Origin of the sequence: Fictibacillus halophilus (assembly GCF_042680145.1) — a bacterium.
Lineage (GTDB): Bacteria > Bacillota > Bacilli > Bacillales > Fictibacillaceae > Fictibacillus > Fictibacillus halophilus_A.
The window spans coordinates 3,108,484-3,126,155 of record NZ_JBHTNQ010000001.1; the positions used below are offsets into that span (position 1 = coordinate 3,108,484).

Genomic DNA, 17,672 nt, shown 5'->3' on the forward strand with positions numbered 1-17,672 from the left:
AACTTTCAATGATAATCCCGCGATAAATCGCTTTAATCCCGCGAGTTTTCATAATAAAGCCGCGAGTTGATACCGTTTGGCTCGTCCAGACCTTTAACAAATCCAGCACAAAATAAAATGCCCGAGACCTATACGAGGGTCCCGGGCACTTTATTGTCCTAGAAACATTGTGTGCACAATGCTACCTATTAGTTTAATGGAAGTGCTTTCTTGTCACAAGTTTTTTAAAAAATGTTCAAAAAAGGTTCATAACTTTGCCATTTTTATTCCACTAAAGACTTGATTTCGTCTCCAGAACGATTGAACATCTCTTCATCATGCTCTTTTAAGAAGTTTCCAAGCACTCGGCGGGCATTCATATCCATATCCTCGACGATGACTTTACCCTTCATGGATTTATCCATACGGTTCACGTGTTCAGGCAAACTCTTATATCCTCTTCGTGCTTCAACGTCTACTTGCATCTCACAAGCTGTTAAGCCGAAATAATAAGGACCTTCTGGACCGCGGTTGATCGTCACCCAAACGAGCCAATACAATCTTGGGTTTGGCGTATCTTTTCGATTCGGAGTGAACTTAATACGCTTTTCAACATCACTTCGAGCGTGCATAGCGCCCATATCGATATACGCTACAGCGTCTTCCACATCTACAATTACAGGTGTAACGTGGTCTAGCGTTAAACTTCCAACGCCGTATCCGCCATGACCGTCAGTCGAGTCACCTGAAATAATGGTGAACCCCATACCTTTTTTCTTTTTATCGCCGTCTTTGGCGTTATTGGAATTGAAAAAATCTTTCATGCTTCCAGCTCCTCTAAACATTCATTGTTACCACGTATTGTATCACAAAAAAGAGCAAAAACTCTCAGAAAGAAACTTCTCATAAATAGGTTGAATAATTACCTAAAAACGAATATTATATATCATGTACTTATAAATCGTTCGTATTTTGGAGGTCCAAACATATGCTTTCATCCTTTTTTAAGCTAAAAGAACTTGGTACAACAGTAAAAACTGAAATTATGGCGGGTATTACAACCTTTTTAACAATGGTTTATATCGTTATTGTTAACCCGATCATCTTACATTCAGCTGGCGTTCCTTTTGATACAGTCTTTATAGCAACGATCATTGCTACCGTTGTCGGAACATTATGGATGGCATTACTCGCTAACTATCCAATCGCCATTGCTCCAGGGATGGGCTTAAACGCGTATTTTGCATTCTCAGTAGTAGGAAACAATACAAATATTGATTACCGTATCGCATTCGGTGCTGTTTTTGTAGCGGGTATCCTATTTGTTATTTTATCGCTAACACCGTTTCGTGAAAAATTAATCGAGTCGATTCCAGCAAACTTAAAGCACGGAATTACAGCTGGTATCGGACTTTTCATCGCTTTTATCGGTATGCGCTTAACAGGAATTATCGTTGCACACCCTGAAAACTTAGTAGGACTTGGCAACTTGCATTCACCTACAGTATTGCTCGCACTTGGCGGACTTGCGATTACACTCATTTTAATGGCTCTTAACGTAAATGGTGCATTGTTCTTCGGAATGATTATCACTGGTGCTATTGCTTACTTCACAAAACAGCTAAAGTTTGATGGCTTTGTAGCCGCGCCAAACTTGCCTAAAGAACTATTCATTTTTGGCGATCCAATTACAGCATTCGGAGATGTGTTCCAATACGGATTGTATGCTGTCGTATTTTCTTTCTTGCTAGTAACAATCTTTGATACAACGGGAACAATGGTCGGTGTTGCTGAGCAAGCTGGTCTGATGAAAGGCAACAAAATGCCTCGTGCACGCCAAGCGCTTCTAGCAGATTCAGTTGCAACAACTGTCGGTGCAGCTTTCGGAACAAGCCCGACAAGTGCTTATATCGAATCGTCGTCAGGTGTAGCTGCAGGCGGACGTTCAGGCTTAACCTCTGTTGTCGTTGCCTTATTGTTTATCGTTGCTGCATTCTTCGCACCGCTCGTAAGTGCGATTTCAGGTCTAGCGGCCATTACAGCACCAACATTGATCATCGTTGGAAGCTTGATGCTCGGTTCACTTAGCAAAATTAACTGGAACAAGCTTGACGAAGCATTCCCGGCGTTCTTGATCATCTTGACGATGCCGCTAACTTCAAGCATCGCTACAGGGATCGCACTTGGATTCATTTCTTATCCAATTTTAAAAATTGTTAAAGGTAAATATAAAGAAGTTCCTTTCTTAGTCTATTTGTTCGCTGTCTTGTTCTTCTATCAGCTAGCGTTTTTGCCTCACTAATAAAAAAGACCGGTCAGCTCTTTTCTGCTAGAGCTGATACCGGTCTTTTTATTTGGCTGTTTTCTATAAGATTGTTGGTTTTGAGTGTCCACTTCTTTGACTAGTTGATTGGAGTGCAAGATGCGAGACTCCAGCGGGATGAGTGGGACAGGTGAGACTCCTAACAGCGCAGAGCGCTAGGAGGCTCACCGCACACCCCGTGGAAAGCGAGCATCTGGAGCGGAAATCAACTACTTTCAAGAGCATCAAAGTTTGGGAAAACAACTTATCATTTCTTCTCAAACACAGCCGCTACCTCATGCTTCTTTTCTTCTTCAAAAAAAGTTTTCGCTACTCGGTATGTTCCTGCTTCTTGATCCTTTAATTCAATCGGCTGCTCATAATTTTCTCCTGCTTTTACCATAATCATCTGCTCGGTGAACATTTGATCTGGATTCACCTTGTTCCATTTTCCGTCTTCCCACTTCTCCAGATTAAAAGCGACTCCTGTTCCGACCTCTTTATCCGAACTGTTTTTCAGCGTAAACTTAGCTTCTTCACTGCCATCTTCAAGCTTCACTTCTGCCATCACACCAGCTGCTTTTGCTGGCATATCATTTTCTACTTTAGGTGCTCCGCTCTTTTTGTCCTCTTCAGGCGCTGGCTTACTGCCGCAAGCGGCAAGGAGAACGAGCAGGCATGCCATAAAAATAAGCTTCACGTTTTTCATCACTAAGCCCTCCTTTTCCTATTAGTCGCAATCAGAATTAAAAAGTTTCATATAAACTGTCGTTTACAGTCGTAAAGAGGTGGATATGCTGTTAATAAAGGGGTGCTAGCATGAATTTAGTACTTGTTTCTACTGTTTTATTTTTGATGTCCTTAGCCCTTGGAATCGGTTATTACGGCACTCGTTTATACGAAAAAAGTATTTTCTTAGGTTTTGTGACTACTCTCCTTGGGTTAATTATTCCGTTCTCTTTATTTATCGGTTTCATCTATTTTTATGGGTTGTATCATCATGGTCACCCTCTACAGTTTAAATGGTAAATAAAAAACCTGTCCTTAGGCCAAAAACAGCCCTTAAACAGGTTTATTCCTATTGCACTTTATTTTTTAAATTTGAAATATAAGCAAAAGCTTCATCCATTTCTTCTTCCGTATACTTCTGCTTCGCTTTTACCGTTTGAACCTTCTCTTTGATCTCATCTGCATCAAACTTATCGAAATACATGATCGTTGATACGAGTTCCAAGAAGCGGGACGATTGTTCATTCATAGATCGAACGCATTCACCCAGCAACTCGATCTCAGCTCCATAAGTAGATAGGAGCTTCTGTCCTTCTTCGTTCACCGCATATCGATATTGCGAATAGCCGCTTACCTTTTCCTTCACTTCATGTATGTATCCCATGTTGCAAAGCTCTTCAATCTTCAGTGTCAGTTCTTCAGAATACGGTCCGTAAAAATGAAACTGGTATTTTTCTTGAAAAGGAAAGTTCAACTTTTTCGCAATATATACCATTTTTTGAAGCTTCTTTCGGCCTATCACTTCACCGGCTTCTTGAATCAGAGTGACAACCTTTAAATGATCCTCAAACACAGTACGTTCCCCCTAACATCCTTTTCGTTCTATTTATGTAAAATCTCTTTTATCTTCGTTTTCAGTGACTCATCCTTAATTCCCTCGATCAAATCCATCGGAAAATAAAGCTTATGATCGGTGCGGCGCTTTCCTGATATCGCTTCAACCACATCTGATTCCCTTGAAAGCTCCCGGATCTCTCCGTTTGGTTTCAACAGATTAATCGGCAGCCGCTCTTCTTTTTCACCAGGACGGTAAAAATCGTACGGAAGATCAGAAGATGAATCGACGACAAGATAATATTTCGGATTGATTCCCGCTTCCTGAAAATAGGCAGACAATAAATGACCGTCTGTAAATGAAACCATTTCAGTATACTTAAATAATTTTCTGTCGATAAAACGGATGCAAAGATCACTTAAAATCGGATCCTCTTCATCCATCCAGCCTTGAAAATAATAATGAATGACGCCCTCGTCGAGTGATATATAATCCTCAAGCGACACATTGCCTTCAAATAGCGTTTTAAAATGGGACAGCTCCCTTTTAAACGTATAACCTGTCTCGTAAAGTTCCTTCGCCCGATGAAGAATTTTACTTAAAATCACTTCTGCACTGCGCGTAACGGGATGAAAATAAACCTGCCAGTACATCTGATAACGGCTCATAATATAGTCCTCTACCGCATGCATGCCGCTGGATTTAATGACCACGCCATCCTCAGTCGGCCGCATCACGCGAAGAATCCGTTCTATATCAAAATTCCCGTAGCTGACCCCAGTAAAATACGCATCACGCAGCAAATAATCCATTCTGTCAGCATCAATCTGACTGGAAATCAGACTGACGATCAGCTTGTCAGGATGTGTTTTCGCAATCACTTCTGCAACTTGCTTAGGGAAATCTTCTCCCATTTGCAAAAGGACGCTATTCACTTCTGTATCACCTAAAATGATGTCCCGGCTGAACTCCTCATGATCCACGCCGAACACTTTTTCAAAGGAGTGAGAGAACGGACCATGTCCCACATCATGTAAAAGCGCTGCGGATAGAACAAGGAGACGCTGCTCTGGATCCCACGTTTGTTTTTCCTGAAAAATATCTATGATTCGCCTTGTAATCTCGTAAACACCGAGAGAATGACTAAAACGGCTATGTTCTGCTCCATGAAACGTTAAATATGTCGTACCCAGCTGCCTGATTCTTCGCAGTCTTTGAAACTCGCGCGTGCCGATCAGCCGCCAGATCAGTTCATCCCGAACGTGAATATAGCGGTGAACCGGGTCTTTAAACACTTTTTCTTCATGCAGCTTTCCTAATGGTTTCGCCATTGAATTTTTTCCTGCTCCTTCTGCCAGCATTTATAGGTAAGAGTTCTCTTAAAAAAGAAAAATCCCTTCCTCAATAATCATGTTGAGAAGGTATTTTCTGAACAAAATGTGTGATTTATTTAATAGAATATACCCTATTGTATCGTGTTACTAACTTTCAAAACAACCACTATTTTTTTCTATATTGGTCTCATTTATATCGGCAAATGGTGCCATAAATCCACCATTTTCTTCCCCTTTCAATATGAGTTATACTAGATAAAGCTTATAACGGAAATGATAGTTTTATATGGCTGGATGTTGATTTTCCGCTCCAGGATGCTTGCTTTCCGCGGGGTGTGCGGTGAGCCTCCTAGCGCTGGAGTCTCACACCTTACGCTCCAATCAACTTATCAAAGTAGCGTACTCAATTTTTATATAGATTGCAGGAGGAACAATTCATGGATCAAGAACGAAGATTAAAAAATGGACAGGCATGGAGCAACAGTTCTTATCAGGCTTGGGTCAACCGTTTTGGCGCGCCTGAAAAAGCGGTATCCCGCATTTTGAAAGATCCAAAAAGACGGCTTCAGCCACTCGATCAGTATGTTGGGGATGTGTCTGGCAAAAAGATCGTCAACCTTTTAGGATCACACGGCAGTAAAGCAGTCGCTTTGTCTTTGCTTGGAGCTGACGCTACAGTTATCGATATTTCAGAATCAAACGCTGCATACGCACGTGAACTGGCTGAAGCGGCTGACGTAAACATCCGCTATGTTGTTGAAGATATTTTAAACCTGCCAGAATCAGAAATGACAGGTGATTATGATATGGCCTTCATGGAAAACGGCATTCTGCATTATTTCACCGACTTGAACGCTTACTTTGCGGTAGTCGCTAGCTTGTTAAAAAAAGGCGGAAATCTGATTCTGCAAGACTTCCATCCTGTTTCTACAAAACTGATAGAATCTCAAGGCAAAAGTCAAGCCGTAAGAAAGCACAAAGTTACTGGTGATTATTTTAGCGAAGAGCTTGTAACGATGGATGTTGCTTACTCCAAATTCCTGCCTGAGCTGCAATATGCAACTTCTGAAGAACGAGCTCCGTTCCAAGTTCAAATCCGCCAATGGACGCTTGGAGAGATCGTTACGGCAATCGGAAGTCAAGGTCTTTGGATCAAACAGCTCGTTGAAGAGCCGCACCCAGACGAACTGGACCGCGGCATTCCAAAATCCTTTATTATCGTTGCGGAGAAACTGTAATGACGAATCATCTGTTAGAACAGCCTGCTTGGCGGCTGATCGACCAGTCAACGCTCGGACCGGGATTTGATGCGAGACAGTCATTTGCGACCGACGATACACTGTGCACATCGATTGGAAGCGGGAACTCGCCTGCCACGGCACGCACGTGGGTCCACCACAATACGATTGTCCTCGGCATTCAGGATACACGGCTTCCCTATCTAAAGGACGGGATCGATTACTTGGAGGCTGGCGGTTATCGGGTGATCGTACGGAATTCCGGTGGTCTTGCCGTTGTACTGGATGAAGGCGTATTGAACATCTCACTCATTCTCCCTGAAAAAGAAGGGACAATCGACATCAACCAAGGCTATGACACGATGACCGCATTAGTGGAGCAGCTCCTTGAACCTTATGGAGCGTCATTTGAAGCCTATGAGATCGTCGGTTCTTATTGCCCGGGAAGCTATGATTTAAGCATCGGCGGAAAAAAGTTCGCCGGCATTTCTCAGCGGCGTATGCGCGGCGGTGTTGCGGTGCAGATCTACTTGTGTGTGGATGGCAGCGGTTCTGAGCGCGCGGCGGTAATCGGCGAGTTCTACAAGCGAGGTTTGGCAGGTGAAACGACAAAGTTTCAATACCCTGAGATCAAGCCTGATGTTATGGCGAGTTTAGCCGAGCTGCTCGGCGGTCCCCTCACGGTAGCCGATATCCACGCCCGTCTATTGAATGTGCTGCACAAAAACAGCGAGCTCTTTTACAGCGGCCAGCTTTCAGCGGAAGAAAGCGAACTGCTTCCTGGAAACATACAGAGAATGTGGGATCGAAATGAAAAGGCACTGTCACTTTAGGTGGCGGTGTCTTTTTCAGAAGGACTATAACTCCCTTTAAATGGTAAATTATGTGATAATAGATCATTCTTATATGATGAGCCCACTTTTTATGTGATGCAGGGCTATTTTTATGTGATGACCACTATTTTTTATGTGATTGTGTTTTTCTAACTATACAAACCGTCTCTTTAAATCAAAAAAGCCAGCTCCACCGAGCTGGCTTTTCATATTATTTAACGTCTAGTGACTGCATCGCCGTGATCAACGCTAATTTATAAACGTCTTCTGCATTACAGCCGCGGGAAAGATCGTTTACTGGCATGTTCAAGCCTTGTAAGATCGGTCCGATTGCTTCAAATCCGCCTAAACGCTGAACCATCTTGTATCCGATGTTCCCTGTTTCAAGGCTTGGGAAGATAAATACGTTCGCTTCCCCTTTTAATGGTGAATTCGGTGCTTTTTTCGTTGCAACAGACGGTACGAATGCTGCATCGAATTGAAGCTCTCCATCATACGTAAAGTTCGGGTCCATCCCCTTAAGAACTTCTAAAGCTTCAACTACTTTTTCAGTCTCAGGCGAAACAGCAGATCCTTTTGTTGAGAAAGATAGCAACGCAACCTTAGGATCGATGCCAAAAACACGAGCCGTTTCAGCAGAAACCACCGCAGATTCAGCTAAGTCTTGGCTGGACGGTGCAATGTTAATCGCGCAGTCCGCGAATACATACTTCTCATCGCCGCGCACCATGATGAACGCACCAGACGTTTTCTTAACGCCTTCTTTTGTCTTAATGATTTGAAGAGCCGGACGAACCGTATCAGCTGTTGAATGCGCCGCTCCACTTACAAGTCCTTGAGCCTTTCCAGTGTAAACGAGCATCGTGCCGAAATAATTTTCATCCAATAAAATCTTGCGTGCCTGCTCTTCAGTTGTTTTCCCTTTACGGCGTTCTACCAATGCATTAACCAATGCATCAAACTCTGGATATTCAGATGGGTTAAGAACTTCTACTCCATCAAGTGAAAATCTACCCGTTTCTGCTTTTGCAGAAACTTCTAGCTGGTCTCCTACTAGAATAGGCTGCAAAACTTTTTCAGAAGCTAGACGGCTTGCTGCTTCTAGAATTCTTTCATCCGTACCTTCAGGAAAAACGATAATCGGATTCGCTGCTTGTACTTTGTTTTTTAAATCTATAAAAAGATCGCTCATATGAAAAATAGCCTCCTATAAATCAGTTTCTGACTCTGCAATTTACATTCCCTATTAGGTTACTCCTTTTTTATGACCTTTTAAACCTATGCATACAGTTGTAAGCGCTTGATAGAAGAAGTTCTTTTATTTTGAATTTTTAAACGTCTGCAGTTACCTCGTTTAAAACAAATACTTGAGGGAAACCTTTTACTGAAATCTAATTTTAGGAGGTGTTTTTAAGGATGCACCAAACTTATCAAGAATGTATCGATGAATGCCTGCGCTGCATGCAGGCGTGTAACCATTGTTATGATGCTTGTTTGCAAGAAGAGGACGTTAAGATGATGGCGAATTGTATCAGGCTCGACCGTGAATGCTCGGATATTTGCAGCTTTGCCGCAGAGATGATGGCGCGAAACAGCCCATTCATCAACGAGATCTGTGAACTATGCGCTAAAGTATGTGAAGCTTGCGGGAAAGAATGTGAACAGCACGATCACCAGCACTGTCAGGAGTGTGCGAAAGCCTGCTTCAGATGTGCAGAAATTTGCAGAAAAATGGTCGCGTAAAACGATGAAAACTTTCTTCCCCAAATCGGAAGAAAGTTTTTTTATTTGCATATGAATCTTTTTCCTTTTCCTTCCGTAAAATTGAGAGATAAATTTGGAGGAGGAATCAACATGTCTTTTGTTAACCGTATGTTGGCTAGTGTAGGAATTGGAGCAGCAAAGGTAGACACGATTTTAGATAAGGATACTTACTCACCAGGCGAAACCATTACAGGTACGATTAAAATAGAAGGCGGAAAAGTGGATCAGAACATTGACCACATCACCCTTTACGTGATGACAGAATTTTACCGTGAAGTCGATGATAAAAAAGTGCGTGATACAGCAGCGATTGAAAACACAACGGTTGGCACAAGTCTCGTTGTAAAAGCAGGAAGTTCTCAAGAGATTCCTTTCTCACTTAAACTTCCATATGATACACCTTATACACTTGGACACACTCCTGTTTGGATCAAGACAGGTCTCGATATTCAGATGGCAGTTGATCCAACTGACAACGATCAGATTCGTGTACACCCTGATGCTGAAACATCTGCTATTTTCGATGCGATCGAACAGCTTGGTTTCAGACTTCGTAAAGCATACTGCGGATCTGCACCGCGCTACATGCGTCGCAGACTTCCTTTCCTGCAAGAATTCGAGTACGTACCAACTTCAGGTGCTTATGCAGGGAAACTTGATGAACTCGAAGTCATATTAGTTCCGCAAAGTGACAGCATCGAGCTTTTAATGGAGATCGACAAACGCGGAAAAGGTTTGTTCGGCATGCTGGAAGAAGCAATGGACCTTGATGAAACGAAGGTGCGTATGACCCTTACACGTGCTGAGCTGCAAAATCCATCTAACGTAAAAGCCAAGATCGAGCACACTCTCCGTCAATTCAGCTAACCCTTTTTGGATTCGTCCCTACTTATGGTATATTTGTAGGGACGTGTTTATTTTTAGCAGGGAGTGAATTATACGATGAGTGAAGCAGCGATTACATTAGAAGGCTGGTATTGTCTTCATGATTTCCGTACGATGGATTGGGCCGCTTGGAAAACGCTTACGAGTGACCAGCGCGAATACGCGATAAATGAATTTCTGACTTTCCTTGAAAAATGGGAAAACGTAGAAGCAAATAAAACAGGCAGCCATGCCCTTTACAGCATCATGGGTCAAAAAGCTGATTTTATGATGATGATTCTTCGCCCTACAATGGAAGAGTTAAACGAGATCGAGAACGCATTTAATAAAACAGCTTTTGCTCAATATACGATTAAAGCTTATTCTTACGTTTCAGTTGTAGAGCTAAGCACATACAATCCGCAAAACGAGAGCGGCGAGATGGATCCAATGATCAAAGCCCGCCTGTTCCCAGAACTTCCTAAGTGGAAGCATGTTTGCTTCTATCCGATGGACAAGCGCCGTGATGGTGATGATAACTGGTACATGCTTTCTATGGAAGAGCGCAAAAAGATGATGTATTCCCACGGCATGATCGGCCGCGGATACGCAGGTAAAGTGAAGCAGATCATCACTGGATCTGTCGGCTTGGACGATTGGGAATGGGGCGTAACGCTGTTCTCAAACGACATGCTTCAATTTAAAAAATTAGTATACGAAATGCGCTTTGACGAAGTAAGCGCCCGCTTCGGCGAATTCGGATCTTTCTATGTTGGAAACATCCTTACAAAAGAAGCTGTGCCTGCTTTCTTGCAAGTGTAAAATTACATCTTATAACCTTTGTCTGTTTATCAGGCAAAGGTTTTTTTATTATGGCAAGGTCTAGTTTCCCCAAAAGGCTCATACACATATATCGAATGTTCTGTTTCCCTGCTTGTACACCAAGAATCAACACATAGAGGGGGAAGGCAATTGGCAGTTATTAAAGCAAACAGTAAGGATATTGACCTGCTTGCACGTTTAATACGTGCTGAGGCTGAAGGTGAAGGCGATCAGGGCATGCTGCTTGTGGGTAACACTGGGGTTAATCGAATTCGCGGCAATTGTATTGATTTTAAAAATATCCGAACGATGCAGCAAATGGTGTTCCAACGACCAGGAGGATTCGAGGCAACGATCAAAGGTTATTTTTATCAAGGGGCACGTGAGAACGAAAGACGGCTCGCAAGAAGAGTAATTAACGGCCAGCGGTTTCATCCAGCCCGGTATGCTTTATGGTTTTTCGACCCATCTGGCGCCTGTCCGCCGACCTGGTACAATCAGGCGCATTCCGGAAGCTTTAAAGCTCACTGCTTTTATCAGCCGAAACAAAGTGATTGTCCGAATGTGTTTAACACCTTTTAGGGAGGTTTGTTGATGAATAATTTTAATCCTTATTACCGGCAGCAAAATGGCATGAATGGTATGAACGGTATGAACGGCATGAATGGAATGGGTGGCATGATGGGAGGCATGGCTGGTATGGGTGTGCCGCAGGATATGGCGCAAAGCCAGCAGGCACCAGGAGTCGGCGGAGGTCCTATGGCGGATATGGCTGCACCAGGACAGCTTCCGCTCGAGCAGTCGTATATTGAAAACATTCTTCGTTTAAACAAAGGCAAGGTCGCAACGGTTTATATGACTTTCGAGAACAACGAAAAGTGGAATGCTAAAGTTTTTAAAGGAATCATTGAAGCTGCTGGCCGCGATCACATTATCCTAAGTGATCCGCAAACGGGCAAACGCTATTTATTATTAATGGTATACGTAAATTACGTAACGTTCGATGAAGAGATCAATTACAGCTATCCATATGGAACACAGCAGCAATCCGGGCAGCTCTCCCAATACAGCCCGCGCTGATAAGAATCCTTTAAATGTCTGGTCAGACAGATACAGAAAAAAGGCGTCCCGCTAAAAGGAACGCCTTTTCATTATGCTTTTACAACCGAAATGATCAGTAAGATCCAGCCAACGATAAATGCTACTCCTCCAAGAGGCGTAATCGGCCCGAAAAATTTCATGCCTGTGTTCGAAAGGGCATATAAGCTTCCTGAGAACAACAGAATTCCGATAAAGAATGACCACCCTGCTCCATTCAATAAAGCAGACGTTGGCCATTTTCCAAGCAGAATCCCAACGGCAACTAACGCCAAAGCATGATACATATGGTATTGAACACCTGTCTGATACACGTTCAGCATGTTGCGTTCTGTTAATTTTGCTTCCAGGGCATGTGCTCCAAATGCTCCAAGCATAACCGCAAGCATGGCATTAACCGCTCCTAATATAAGAAAAAGCTTCATAGTTCCACTCCTGTTTTTCTTTTATCTTACCATTGAAACTGACTGAATCAAAAGGTTGCCACAGGATTGTAAAGAATTTGGCGGACAGCTCGTCCATGATAAAAAAAGACGAACGCTAACGTTGTTTAGTTTGGCGTTCGGTATCCAGCATTCGGACGTATTGATCGATCTTTCGTTCCAGCTCCTCTTTTTCAACTAACTCTGAATGCAGTTCTTTAATAATTCCCTCCAGACTTTGAATCCGCTTTTCAAATTGAAAGAGCAGGTATCCTGCAATTACGATAGGAAACCCTACATTACCGAGGAGATATACTAAGTTAAGCCAATCATTTGCTTGAGTCATATTGTTTTCACCCCTCATTTTTTTCGAACATAAATCGAACGTATGTTCGTAAATTAAGTATAAAACGAAGGAGAATTTTTTACCATCATTCCTTTTTCATATTTCAATTTTGATTCCTTAGACCTACACAAAAAATAGGTTTAAATAATTTTTATAGTGGAATAAAGATACTAAGACAGAACAAACAACAAAGGAGGAACAACAAAATGGAACTTATTATTACGATGATATATACAATTTTAGGACTTGCCACTCTCAGTTTAATTGCAACAGCTGCTGCAGTTTACTTTTCTAATAAAAAGATCAACGAAAAAATTGAAATCGCAAAACGTAAAGATGAAAGAATGGAAAATCAACATACGTACGTATCGATCTAACAGCGTTTAAATAAACGCTGTTTTTTTTTGTTGTGAAAACCTTCGTTCTTTGCATTTTTGTTCAGCCATCTTTGATATTTGTTCGGTCGTATGCTTTTCTTGTACCGTCCCCCTAGATTTTTCACGGTTATGAACTCCATGCACCTTAAAACAGAAAAACCCGCTCCAAAGAGCAGGTTTTCACCAAATCCTTACTTAGAAATCAAAAATGGAATCTCCATTCCCATCATTATCATCGTTGTCGTCATCATCATATTCCATATCATAGTCCATCATCGATTTTTTGTGGCTTTTAGCTGGCGGAGCAGTCACCATGCTCACCGGCTTTTGAACCGGATGCGAAGGAACCCACTCTTTTACTGAAAGCTGATCGTCATCTCCCGCTTCCATCATTAATTCACACAGTGTATGGATGGCTGTGACATGTTCCCGAAGCTTAGGAGAGTTTTCTCCTAATTGCTTGATTTCCGCGAGATGCTTTTCTATTTTTTTCGCAAACTGGCTTACTGGTATATTCATCTATTTCACCACAACTATCTTTTTTTCTTATTCTACCAAACGGGGAACCAGAAATAAAATGACGCAGAAAAAGGCAGCTCCAAATAAGCTGCCTTTTCCGCTCCAAATCCGCGCAATAACCCTCATTAACAAGCATGCCTACGGTGATCCAGGCCGTAAGCCATGCAAGTGAATGCTAAAAATACGAATTCCTATTCTTCTTATTTTTAGTCTATTTCCGTAAACTTTGTTGCTTTTGTAAGAGGTTAATTTCCGCTACAGGACTCGCTTTCCGCAGGGTGTGCGGTGAGCCCCTTCGTCGCCTCGCGACATTGAGTGGTCTAACCTGTCCCACTCATCCTGCAGGACAAGGAAGGTTTCGACAGCGTTACATCGCACGAAGAAAATATGATTTTCATTTTCGAGGAGTCTCGTCCTTTCACTCCAATTAACTATTCAATGAAGAATTTCGATAAAATCTCTTAGTTGCAACAATCTTTTAGTTTTAAATAGATTTCCCCCTTTTCATTTTATTTTTTATATACCATAAACGATTGTTATGACGTATCCACCCAACTGAACGCCTGCTTATTGAATGTGCTGTTAACTGCTTGCTGAAAATCAGCTGCAATCACATTTTCCGATTCTTCATCCAGCAGCAATCTGCCCCAATGACCCACCGCAGGCAGAGCTTGTCCCGATTTCGGCAGAGAAGCAGCAACCATATAGTTCTTCATAACAGACCCCATTAGCAGCAGAACCCAAAGGATGTACGTCATAACTTCCATGTCCCTTCCCCTTTCAAAATTAGAATAATAAGTTCCCGATCTATTTAAAAACCAACTGGCAAGCTATTTGTTTTTCTTCCTCCCTTCAAACTTACCAATTTATGTGGTGTTAACTGCGATTATACGTACCTTATGATAAAATGTTTGTCATAATGTGCTTTTGTTTCAAAGTTTCTATCAACAAAAAAACTGCCTCTCATACAAAAAAGAGCAGATTGAGCATCCTTTTTTGTATAATAGGAAAAATAAGCTTGAATAAGTTAGCGAGTTCAGGCTGATTATGATAGAAAAAGACGCACACTATACGATTACATTAATAGTGAACTATTTTCTGTAGAAACGAGGAGGAAAATCATGTCCATACTTAACGAAATCATAACGTACAATCAAAAATTTGTTGAAAACAAAGAATATGAACCTTTTCAAACTACTAAATTTCCAGATAAGGGGCTCGTCATCGTCTCTTGTATGGATACACGTCTTACAGAATTAATGCCCAGTGCCATGAACATTAAGAACGGAGATGTGAAAATCATTAAATCCGCTGGAGCGGTTATCTCTCATCCGTTTGGCTCTGTAATGAGAAGCATACTTGTCGCAATCTATGCACTAAAAGCTGAGGAAGTAATGGTTATTGGCCACTATGACTGCGGGATGAGCAATGTAAATGCAGACGCATTGATTGCCCAAATGCAAGACCGTGGTGTGGAACCCTCCACACTAGATACTTTAAAATATTCCGGTCTTGATCTAAAAAAATGGGTGCAAGGCTTTGAGAGTGTAGAGGAATCAGTGCAAAACAGTGTAGAGTTAGTGAGAAATCACCCGCTGCTGCCAGAAGGCATCAAAGTGCATGGGCTCGTAATTGATCCTACCACTGGCAAACTAGACGTTGTAGATGCAGATAATTAAATAGATAAAAAAGAAGGCGCCTCCTAGTGAGGTGCCTTTTGATTTTCTAGACAATATAACGAAACGTTATTCAAAGATAGTAAAATCCTCCTGTTATTGCCAAAGAATTTAACGTTTAGAATCTCCTGAATTCGTGAATACACACTATAACTTCGTTTAAAGGAGAGGATATAAAAAATGGTTAAACCAATTGTACATGAATTTAATTCACAACAAGAATTGATTGCTGCTGCAAGTGATTTGAAAGCAAAAGGTATTCATGAAGACAATCTCTATGTCCTGTCACACGAAAAAGACGACACCCGTGATTTAGCAGATAATGCGGATGTTAATACAATCGGATTAAAAGAAGAAGGGTTAGGCACGGCGCTCAGCAACGTATTTGAGTCTAGAGGCGATGAGCTGCGCAAGAAGATGACTGAAATGGGGTTATCTGACGTAGAGGCAGATCAATATGAGAAGAGACTCGACATGGGTAAAATCTTACTCATTGTAAAAGATGAAGACAAAGTAACGAACTTGCCATAAGAAAAATAAAGAGTCGCTGAACCCGATTTGGGTTTGGCGGCTCTTTTAGTCATTTATGCAGGTTGCTTTAATTCTTTTAATTGGGGCTCATATATCTTTTTCAGCCTAAAGAGAGCCGCCTTCATTTCTCGCCTCATCTTCCATGTATAGAAAAAAGCAATATACCGTTCAAATGGATTTTTCTTAGAGGTCCCTTCGCACATCCATGTTAGTGTTGTTGAACCATGATTCTCAGAAAAGAAAATACCAAACCTTAAAATGGTTTCGCCTTTATTAATACGCATCTGATAATGAATGCTTTTTCCCGGGATACAGTGGGCGATTTTTAAACTTGCCGGAACACCATCGGTTTCCCAATATTGCGAAGCTCCTTCTCCCCTTTCTGGTCCCACATACATAAAGGGTATAGCTGCATTTTCGTCCATCTGCCATCGCGGCCAATTTTTCAGATGCAATAAGGATTCATATAACTCAAAATGGGAAATGTTCAAATCCGCAGTTTCTTTTACCCTCCAACCGGCTGGAATAAGAAACGCTACCAAAATAAATAAAATGATTATAATGCCTGTAAATAGCAATAACACCATGAGCATCCCTCCTGTTTTCTATTCTATTGAAAAATTTTTCCTTTCATGCGGTTTCTATTTTGGTTTTCCCGGGAATGAAAAGAGGACGAGGAGGAGTAAATATGAATTTACACAACGGCCAGCTGTTTTGGCCTTCAACATATACAGATGACGTTCAATATCCAGTACTTGAAGAGAATATTACATGCGACGTACTGATTGTAGGCGGAGGAATGTCCGGAGCGCTCTGTGCTTATACGCTAGGCAAAGAGACCGATCTCGACGTTGTCGTCATTGACAGGAGAAAACCAGGCTATGGCAGTTCGTCTGCAAACACCGGTCTCTTACAGTTTTCAAGTGATAAAATGCTTCACGATCTTATTGAACAAAAAGGGGAGCAAGATGCGGTTTATTTTTATCAGCTTTGTCAAAATGCTTTAGAAAACTTAAAAAATATTGCACAAAATTTATCAGAAGATCCTGAGTTCAGAGAACAAAAAAGCCTCTATTACGCCAGCACGGCTGAAGATGCCTCAAAGCTAGTCCGTGAATACGAAGCTTTAAAGAAATTTGATTTCCCTGTAGAATATCTCGAACCTCAAGAGGTTTCCTCACGTTTTCCTTTTTCAAAACCAGCTGCACTGGTAACGAGCGGTGACGCTGATGTTAACCCGTATAAATTTGTCCAGATCATGTTAAAAGATGCTGAAGCCGCTGGCGTAAGAATTTTTGAAGAAACTCCACTTATGCGAAAAACAAAAACAGTCCACGGATTTACATGTGAATCTGAAAATGGAACGATTCAAGCAAGGCATATCATTTTTGCAACGGGATATGAAAATGATTTTCTCGCACAGCAGCTAGGTGCTGACCTTAACCGTTCCTATGCGATTGCAACGGAACCTCTCCCATCACTTAAGACGTGGTACAAAGAATGGATGATCTGGGAAACGAAGCGCCCCTATTTGTATATGCGAACAACGAAAGATGGGAGGATCATTGCAGGAGGCTTAGATGAGGATCAGGCAGAGGCACCATTAAATGACGGCTTGATTGAAGAACGCGGAGAGCGAATCAGGCAAAAGATCATGGAACACTTTCCAGACCTGTCACTCGAAATTTCGCATTCCTGGTGCGCAACATTTGGTGAATCGCATGATGGGCTCCCCTATATCGGTGAACACCCTAACCGCCTAGGCGAATATTATTGCTTAGGTTTTGGCGGAAATGGAACAGTGTACAGTATGCTAGGTGCAGAAATAATCAAAGACCTGATCACAAAAGGCTTTCACCCCGCATCAAGATTGTTCACAATAGCGCGTGCAGTAAGCTTGTAAATCAATATTTCAAAGACACTTCTCCCGCTTTAGGGGGAAGTGTTTTTTTCACACATACAACCAATTCCATAAAATGGTTAATTATGTGATCGATCGGCTT

General features: G+C 41.9%; 23 protein-coding genes. 13 read left to right on the forward strand and 10 right to left on the reverse strand.

Annotated features, from left to right (window positions below; all coding sequences use genetic code 11):
• Positions 1 to 263: 263 nt before the first annotated feature.
• Positions 264 to 803, reverse strand: a complete 540-nt coding sequence (locus ACFQ4X_RS15660; RefSeq protein WP_379836669.1) for a YwhD family protein — start codon at positions 801 to 803, stop codon at positions 264 to 266.
• Between the two features lie 164 nt (positions 804 to 967).
• Here ACFQ4X_RS15660 and ACFQ4X_RS15665 point away from each other — a divergent pair, with 164 nt between their 5' ends.
• The gene (locus tag ACFQ4X_RS15665) at positions 968 to 2,281 is read left to right on the forward strand and encodes an NCS2 family permease (RefSeq protein WP_379836671.1); all 1,314 of its coding nucleotides are present in this window, start codon (positions 968 to 970) and stop codon (positions 2,279 to 2,281) included.
• Between the two features lie 268 nt (positions 2,282 to 2,549).
• On the opposite strand, the gene ACFQ4X_RS15670 is transcribed toward ACFQ4X_RS15665, so the two are convergent.
• On the reverse strand, positions 2,550 to 2,990 hold the full coding sequence (locus tag ACFQ4X_RS15670) for an immunoglobulin-like domain-containing protein (protein ID WP_379836673.1): 441 nt from the start codon (positions 2,988 to 2,990) through the stop codon (positions 2,550 to 2,552).
• A gap of 110 nt (positions 2,991 to 3,100) precedes the next feature.
• Here ACFQ4X_RS15670 and ACFQ4X_RS15675 point away from each other — a divergent pair, with 110 nt between their 5' ends.
• Positions 3,101 to 3,310 (forward strand): hypothetical protein, encoded by a 210-nt coding sequence (locus ACFQ4X_RS15675; protein WP_379836675.1) that lies wholly within the window; start codon positions 3,101 to 3,103, stop codon positions 3,308 to 3,310.
• 49 nt (positions 3,311 to 3,359) lie between these two features.
• On the opposite strand, the gene ACFQ4X_RS15680 is transcribed toward ACFQ4X_RS15675, so the two are convergent.
• A complete protein-coding gene (locus ACFQ4X_RS15680) occupies positions 3,360 to 3,863 on the reverse strand; it encodes a YwgA family protein (protein WP_379836677.1) in 504 nt (167 codons plus the stop codon).
• Positions 3,864 to 3,892: 29 nt separating this feature from the next.
• On the reverse strand, positions 3,893 to 5,176 hold the full coding sequence (locus tag ACFQ4X_RS15685) for an HD domain-containing protein (RefSeq protein ID WP_379836679.1): 1,284 nt from the start codon (positions 5,174 to 5,176) through the stop codon (positions 3,893 to 3,895).
• Between the two features lie 440 nt (positions 5,177 to 5,616).
• Here ACFQ4X_RS15685 and ACFQ4X_RS15690 point away from each other — a divergent pair, with 440 nt between their 5' ends.
• A complete protein-coding gene (locus ACFQ4X_RS15690; RefSeq protein ID WP_379836681.1) occupies positions 5,617 to 6,417 on the forward strand; it encodes a class I SAM-dependent methyltransferase in 801 nt (266 codons plus the stop codon).
• The gene (locus ACFQ4X_RS15695; protein ID WP_379836683.1) at positions 6,417 to 7,250 is read left to right on the forward strand and encodes a lipoate--protein ligase family protein; all 834 of its coding nucleotides are present in this window, start codon (positions 6,417 to 6,419) and stop codon (positions 7,248 to 7,250) included. The genes ACFQ4X_RS15690 and ACFQ4X_RS15695 overlap by 1 nt, the downstream gene beginning before the upstream one ends.
• Positions 7,251 to 7,461: 211 nt before the next feature.
• Here ACFQ4X_RS15695 and pta read toward each other — a convergent pair whose 3' ends face one another.
• Positions 7,462 to 8,442, reverse strand: coding sequence for a phosphate acetyltransferase (gene pta / locus ACFQ4X_RS15700; RefSeq protein WP_379836685.1), 981 nt, complete (start codon positions 8,440 to 8,442; stop codon positions 7,462 to 7,464).
• 224 nt (positions 8,443 to 8,666) lie between these two features.
• Between pta and ACFQ4X_RS15705 the strand changes: the two genes are divergently transcribed.
• The 5 genes from ACFQ4X_RS15705 (at position 8,667) to gerQ (ending at position 11,780) form a co-directional block, all read left to right on the forward strand.
• The gene (locus ACFQ4X_RS15705; RefSeq protein WP_379836687.1) at positions 8,667 to 8,993 is read left to right on the forward strand and encodes a four-helix bundle copper-binding protein; all 327 of its coding nucleotides are present in this window, start codon (positions 8,667 to 8,669) and stop codon (positions 8,991 to 8,993) included.
• 111 nt (positions 8,994 to 9,104) lie between these two features.
• A complete protein-coding gene (locus ACFQ4X_RS15710; RefSeq protein ID WP_379836689.1) occupies positions 9,105 to 9,881 on the forward strand; it encodes a sporulation protein in 777 nt (258 codons plus the stop codon).
• A gap of 75 nt (positions 9,882 to 9,956) precedes the next feature.
• Positions 9,957 to 10,700: a hydrogen peroxide-dependent heme synthase gene (gene hemQ, locus ACFQ4X_RS15715; protein WP_379836691.1), complete on the forward strand. Its 744-nt coding sequence runs from the start codon at positions 9,957 to 9,959 to the stop codon at positions 10,698 to 10,700.
• A 150-nt stretch (positions 10,701 to 10,850) separates the two neighbouring features.
• Positions 10,851 to 11,282 carry a cell wall hydrolase gene (locus tag ACFQ4X_RS15720; RefSeq protein WP_379836693.1) on the forward strand — a complete coding sequence of 144 codons (432 nt, stop codon included), beginning with the start codon at positions 10,851 to 10,853 and terminating at the stop codon, positions 11,280 to 11,282.
• 87 nt (positions 11,283 to 11,369) lie between these two features.
• A complete protein-coding gene (gene gerQ, locus ACFQ4X_RS15725; RefSeq protein ID WP_379837198.1) occupies positions 11,370 to 11,780 on the forward strand; it encodes a spore coat protein GerQ in 411 nt (136 codons plus the stop codon).
• A 71-nt stretch (positions 11,781 to 11,851) separates the two neighbouring features.
• Here the strand turns inward: gerQ and ACFQ4X_RS15730 are convergent, their stop codons facing one another.
• Positions 11,852 to 12,223 (reverse strand): DUF423 domain-containing protein, encoded by a 372-nt coding sequence (locus ACFQ4X_RS15730; RefSeq protein WP_379836695.1) that lies wholly within the window; start codon positions 12,221 to 12,223, stop codon positions 11,852 to 11,854.
• A 115-nt stretch (positions 12,224 to 12,338) separates the two neighbouring features.
• The gene (locus tag ACFQ4X_RS15735) at positions 12,339 to 12,566 is read right to left on the reverse strand and encodes a YvrJ family protein (RefSeq protein WP_379836697.1); all 228 of its coding nucleotides are present in this window, start codon (positions 12,564 to 12,566) and stop codon (positions 12,339 to 12,341) included.
• Positions 12,567 to 12,772: 206 nt separating this feature from the next.
• Here ACFQ4X_RS15735 and ACFQ4X_RS15740 point away from each other — a divergent pair, with 206 nt between their 5' ends.
• Positions 12,773 to 12,943 (forward strand): hypothetical protein, encoded by a 171-nt coding sequence (locus ACFQ4X_RS15740; RefSeq protein WP_156774322.1) that lies wholly within the window; start codon positions 12,773 to 12,775, stop codon positions 12,941 to 12,943.
• 195 nt (positions 12,944 to 13,138) lie between these two features.
• Here the strand turns inward: ACFQ4X_RS15740 and ACFQ4X_RS15745 are convergent, their stop codons facing one another.
• Both ACFQ4X_RS15745 and ACFQ4X_RS15750 read right to left on the reverse strand, forming a co-directional pair.
• Positions 13,139 to 13,462 (reverse strand): DUF5327 family protein, encoded by a 324-nt coding sequence (locus tag ACFQ4X_RS15745; RefSeq protein WP_379836699.1) that lies wholly within the window; start codon positions 13,460 to 13,462, stop codon positions 13,139 to 13,141.
• Positions 13,463 to 13,998: 536 nt separating this feature from the next.
• Positions 13,999 to 14,229, reverse strand: coding sequence for a hypothetical protein (locus tag ACFQ4X_RS15750; RefSeq protein WP_379836701.1), 231 nt, complete (start codon positions 14,227 to 14,229; stop codon positions 13,999 to 14,001).
• A 354-nt stretch (positions 14,230 to 14,583) separates the two neighbouring features.
• Between ACFQ4X_RS15750 and ACFQ4X_RS15755 the strand changes: the two genes are divergently transcribed.
• Both ACFQ4X_RS15755 and ACFQ4X_RS15760 read left to right on the forward strand, forming a co-directional pair.
• Entirely contained in the window at positions 14,584 to 15,141 is a 558-nt protein-coding gene (locus ACFQ4X_RS15755) for a beta-class carbonic anhydrase (protein ID WP_379836703.1), read from the forward strand.
• A gap of 177 nt (positions 15,142 to 15,318) precedes the next feature.
• Complete coding sequence (locus ACFQ4X_RS15760; protein ID WP_379836705.1) at positions 15,319 to 15,669, forward strand: general stress protein; 351 nt, start codon at positions 15,319 to 15,321, stop codon at positions 15,667 to 15,669.
• Positions 15,670 to 15,722: 53 nt separating this feature from the next.
• On the opposite strand, the gene ACFQ4X_RS15765 is transcribed toward ACFQ4X_RS15760, so the two are convergent.
• Entirely contained in the window at positions 15,723 to 16,256 is a 534-nt protein-coding gene (locus ACFQ4X_RS15765; RefSeq protein ID WP_379836707.1) for a hypothetical protein, read from the reverse strand.
• A 101-nt stretch (positions 16,257 to 16,357) separates the two neighbouring features.
• Between ACFQ4X_RS15765 and ACFQ4X_RS15770 the strand changes: the two genes are divergently transcribed.
• Complete coding sequence (locus ACFQ4X_RS15770; protein WP_379836709.1) at positions 16,358 to 17,572, forward strand: NAD(P)/FAD-dependent oxidoreductase; 1,215 nt, start codon at positions 16,358 to 16,360, stop codon at positions 17,570 to 17,572.
• Positions 17,573 to 17,672 lie beyond the last annotated feature (100 nt).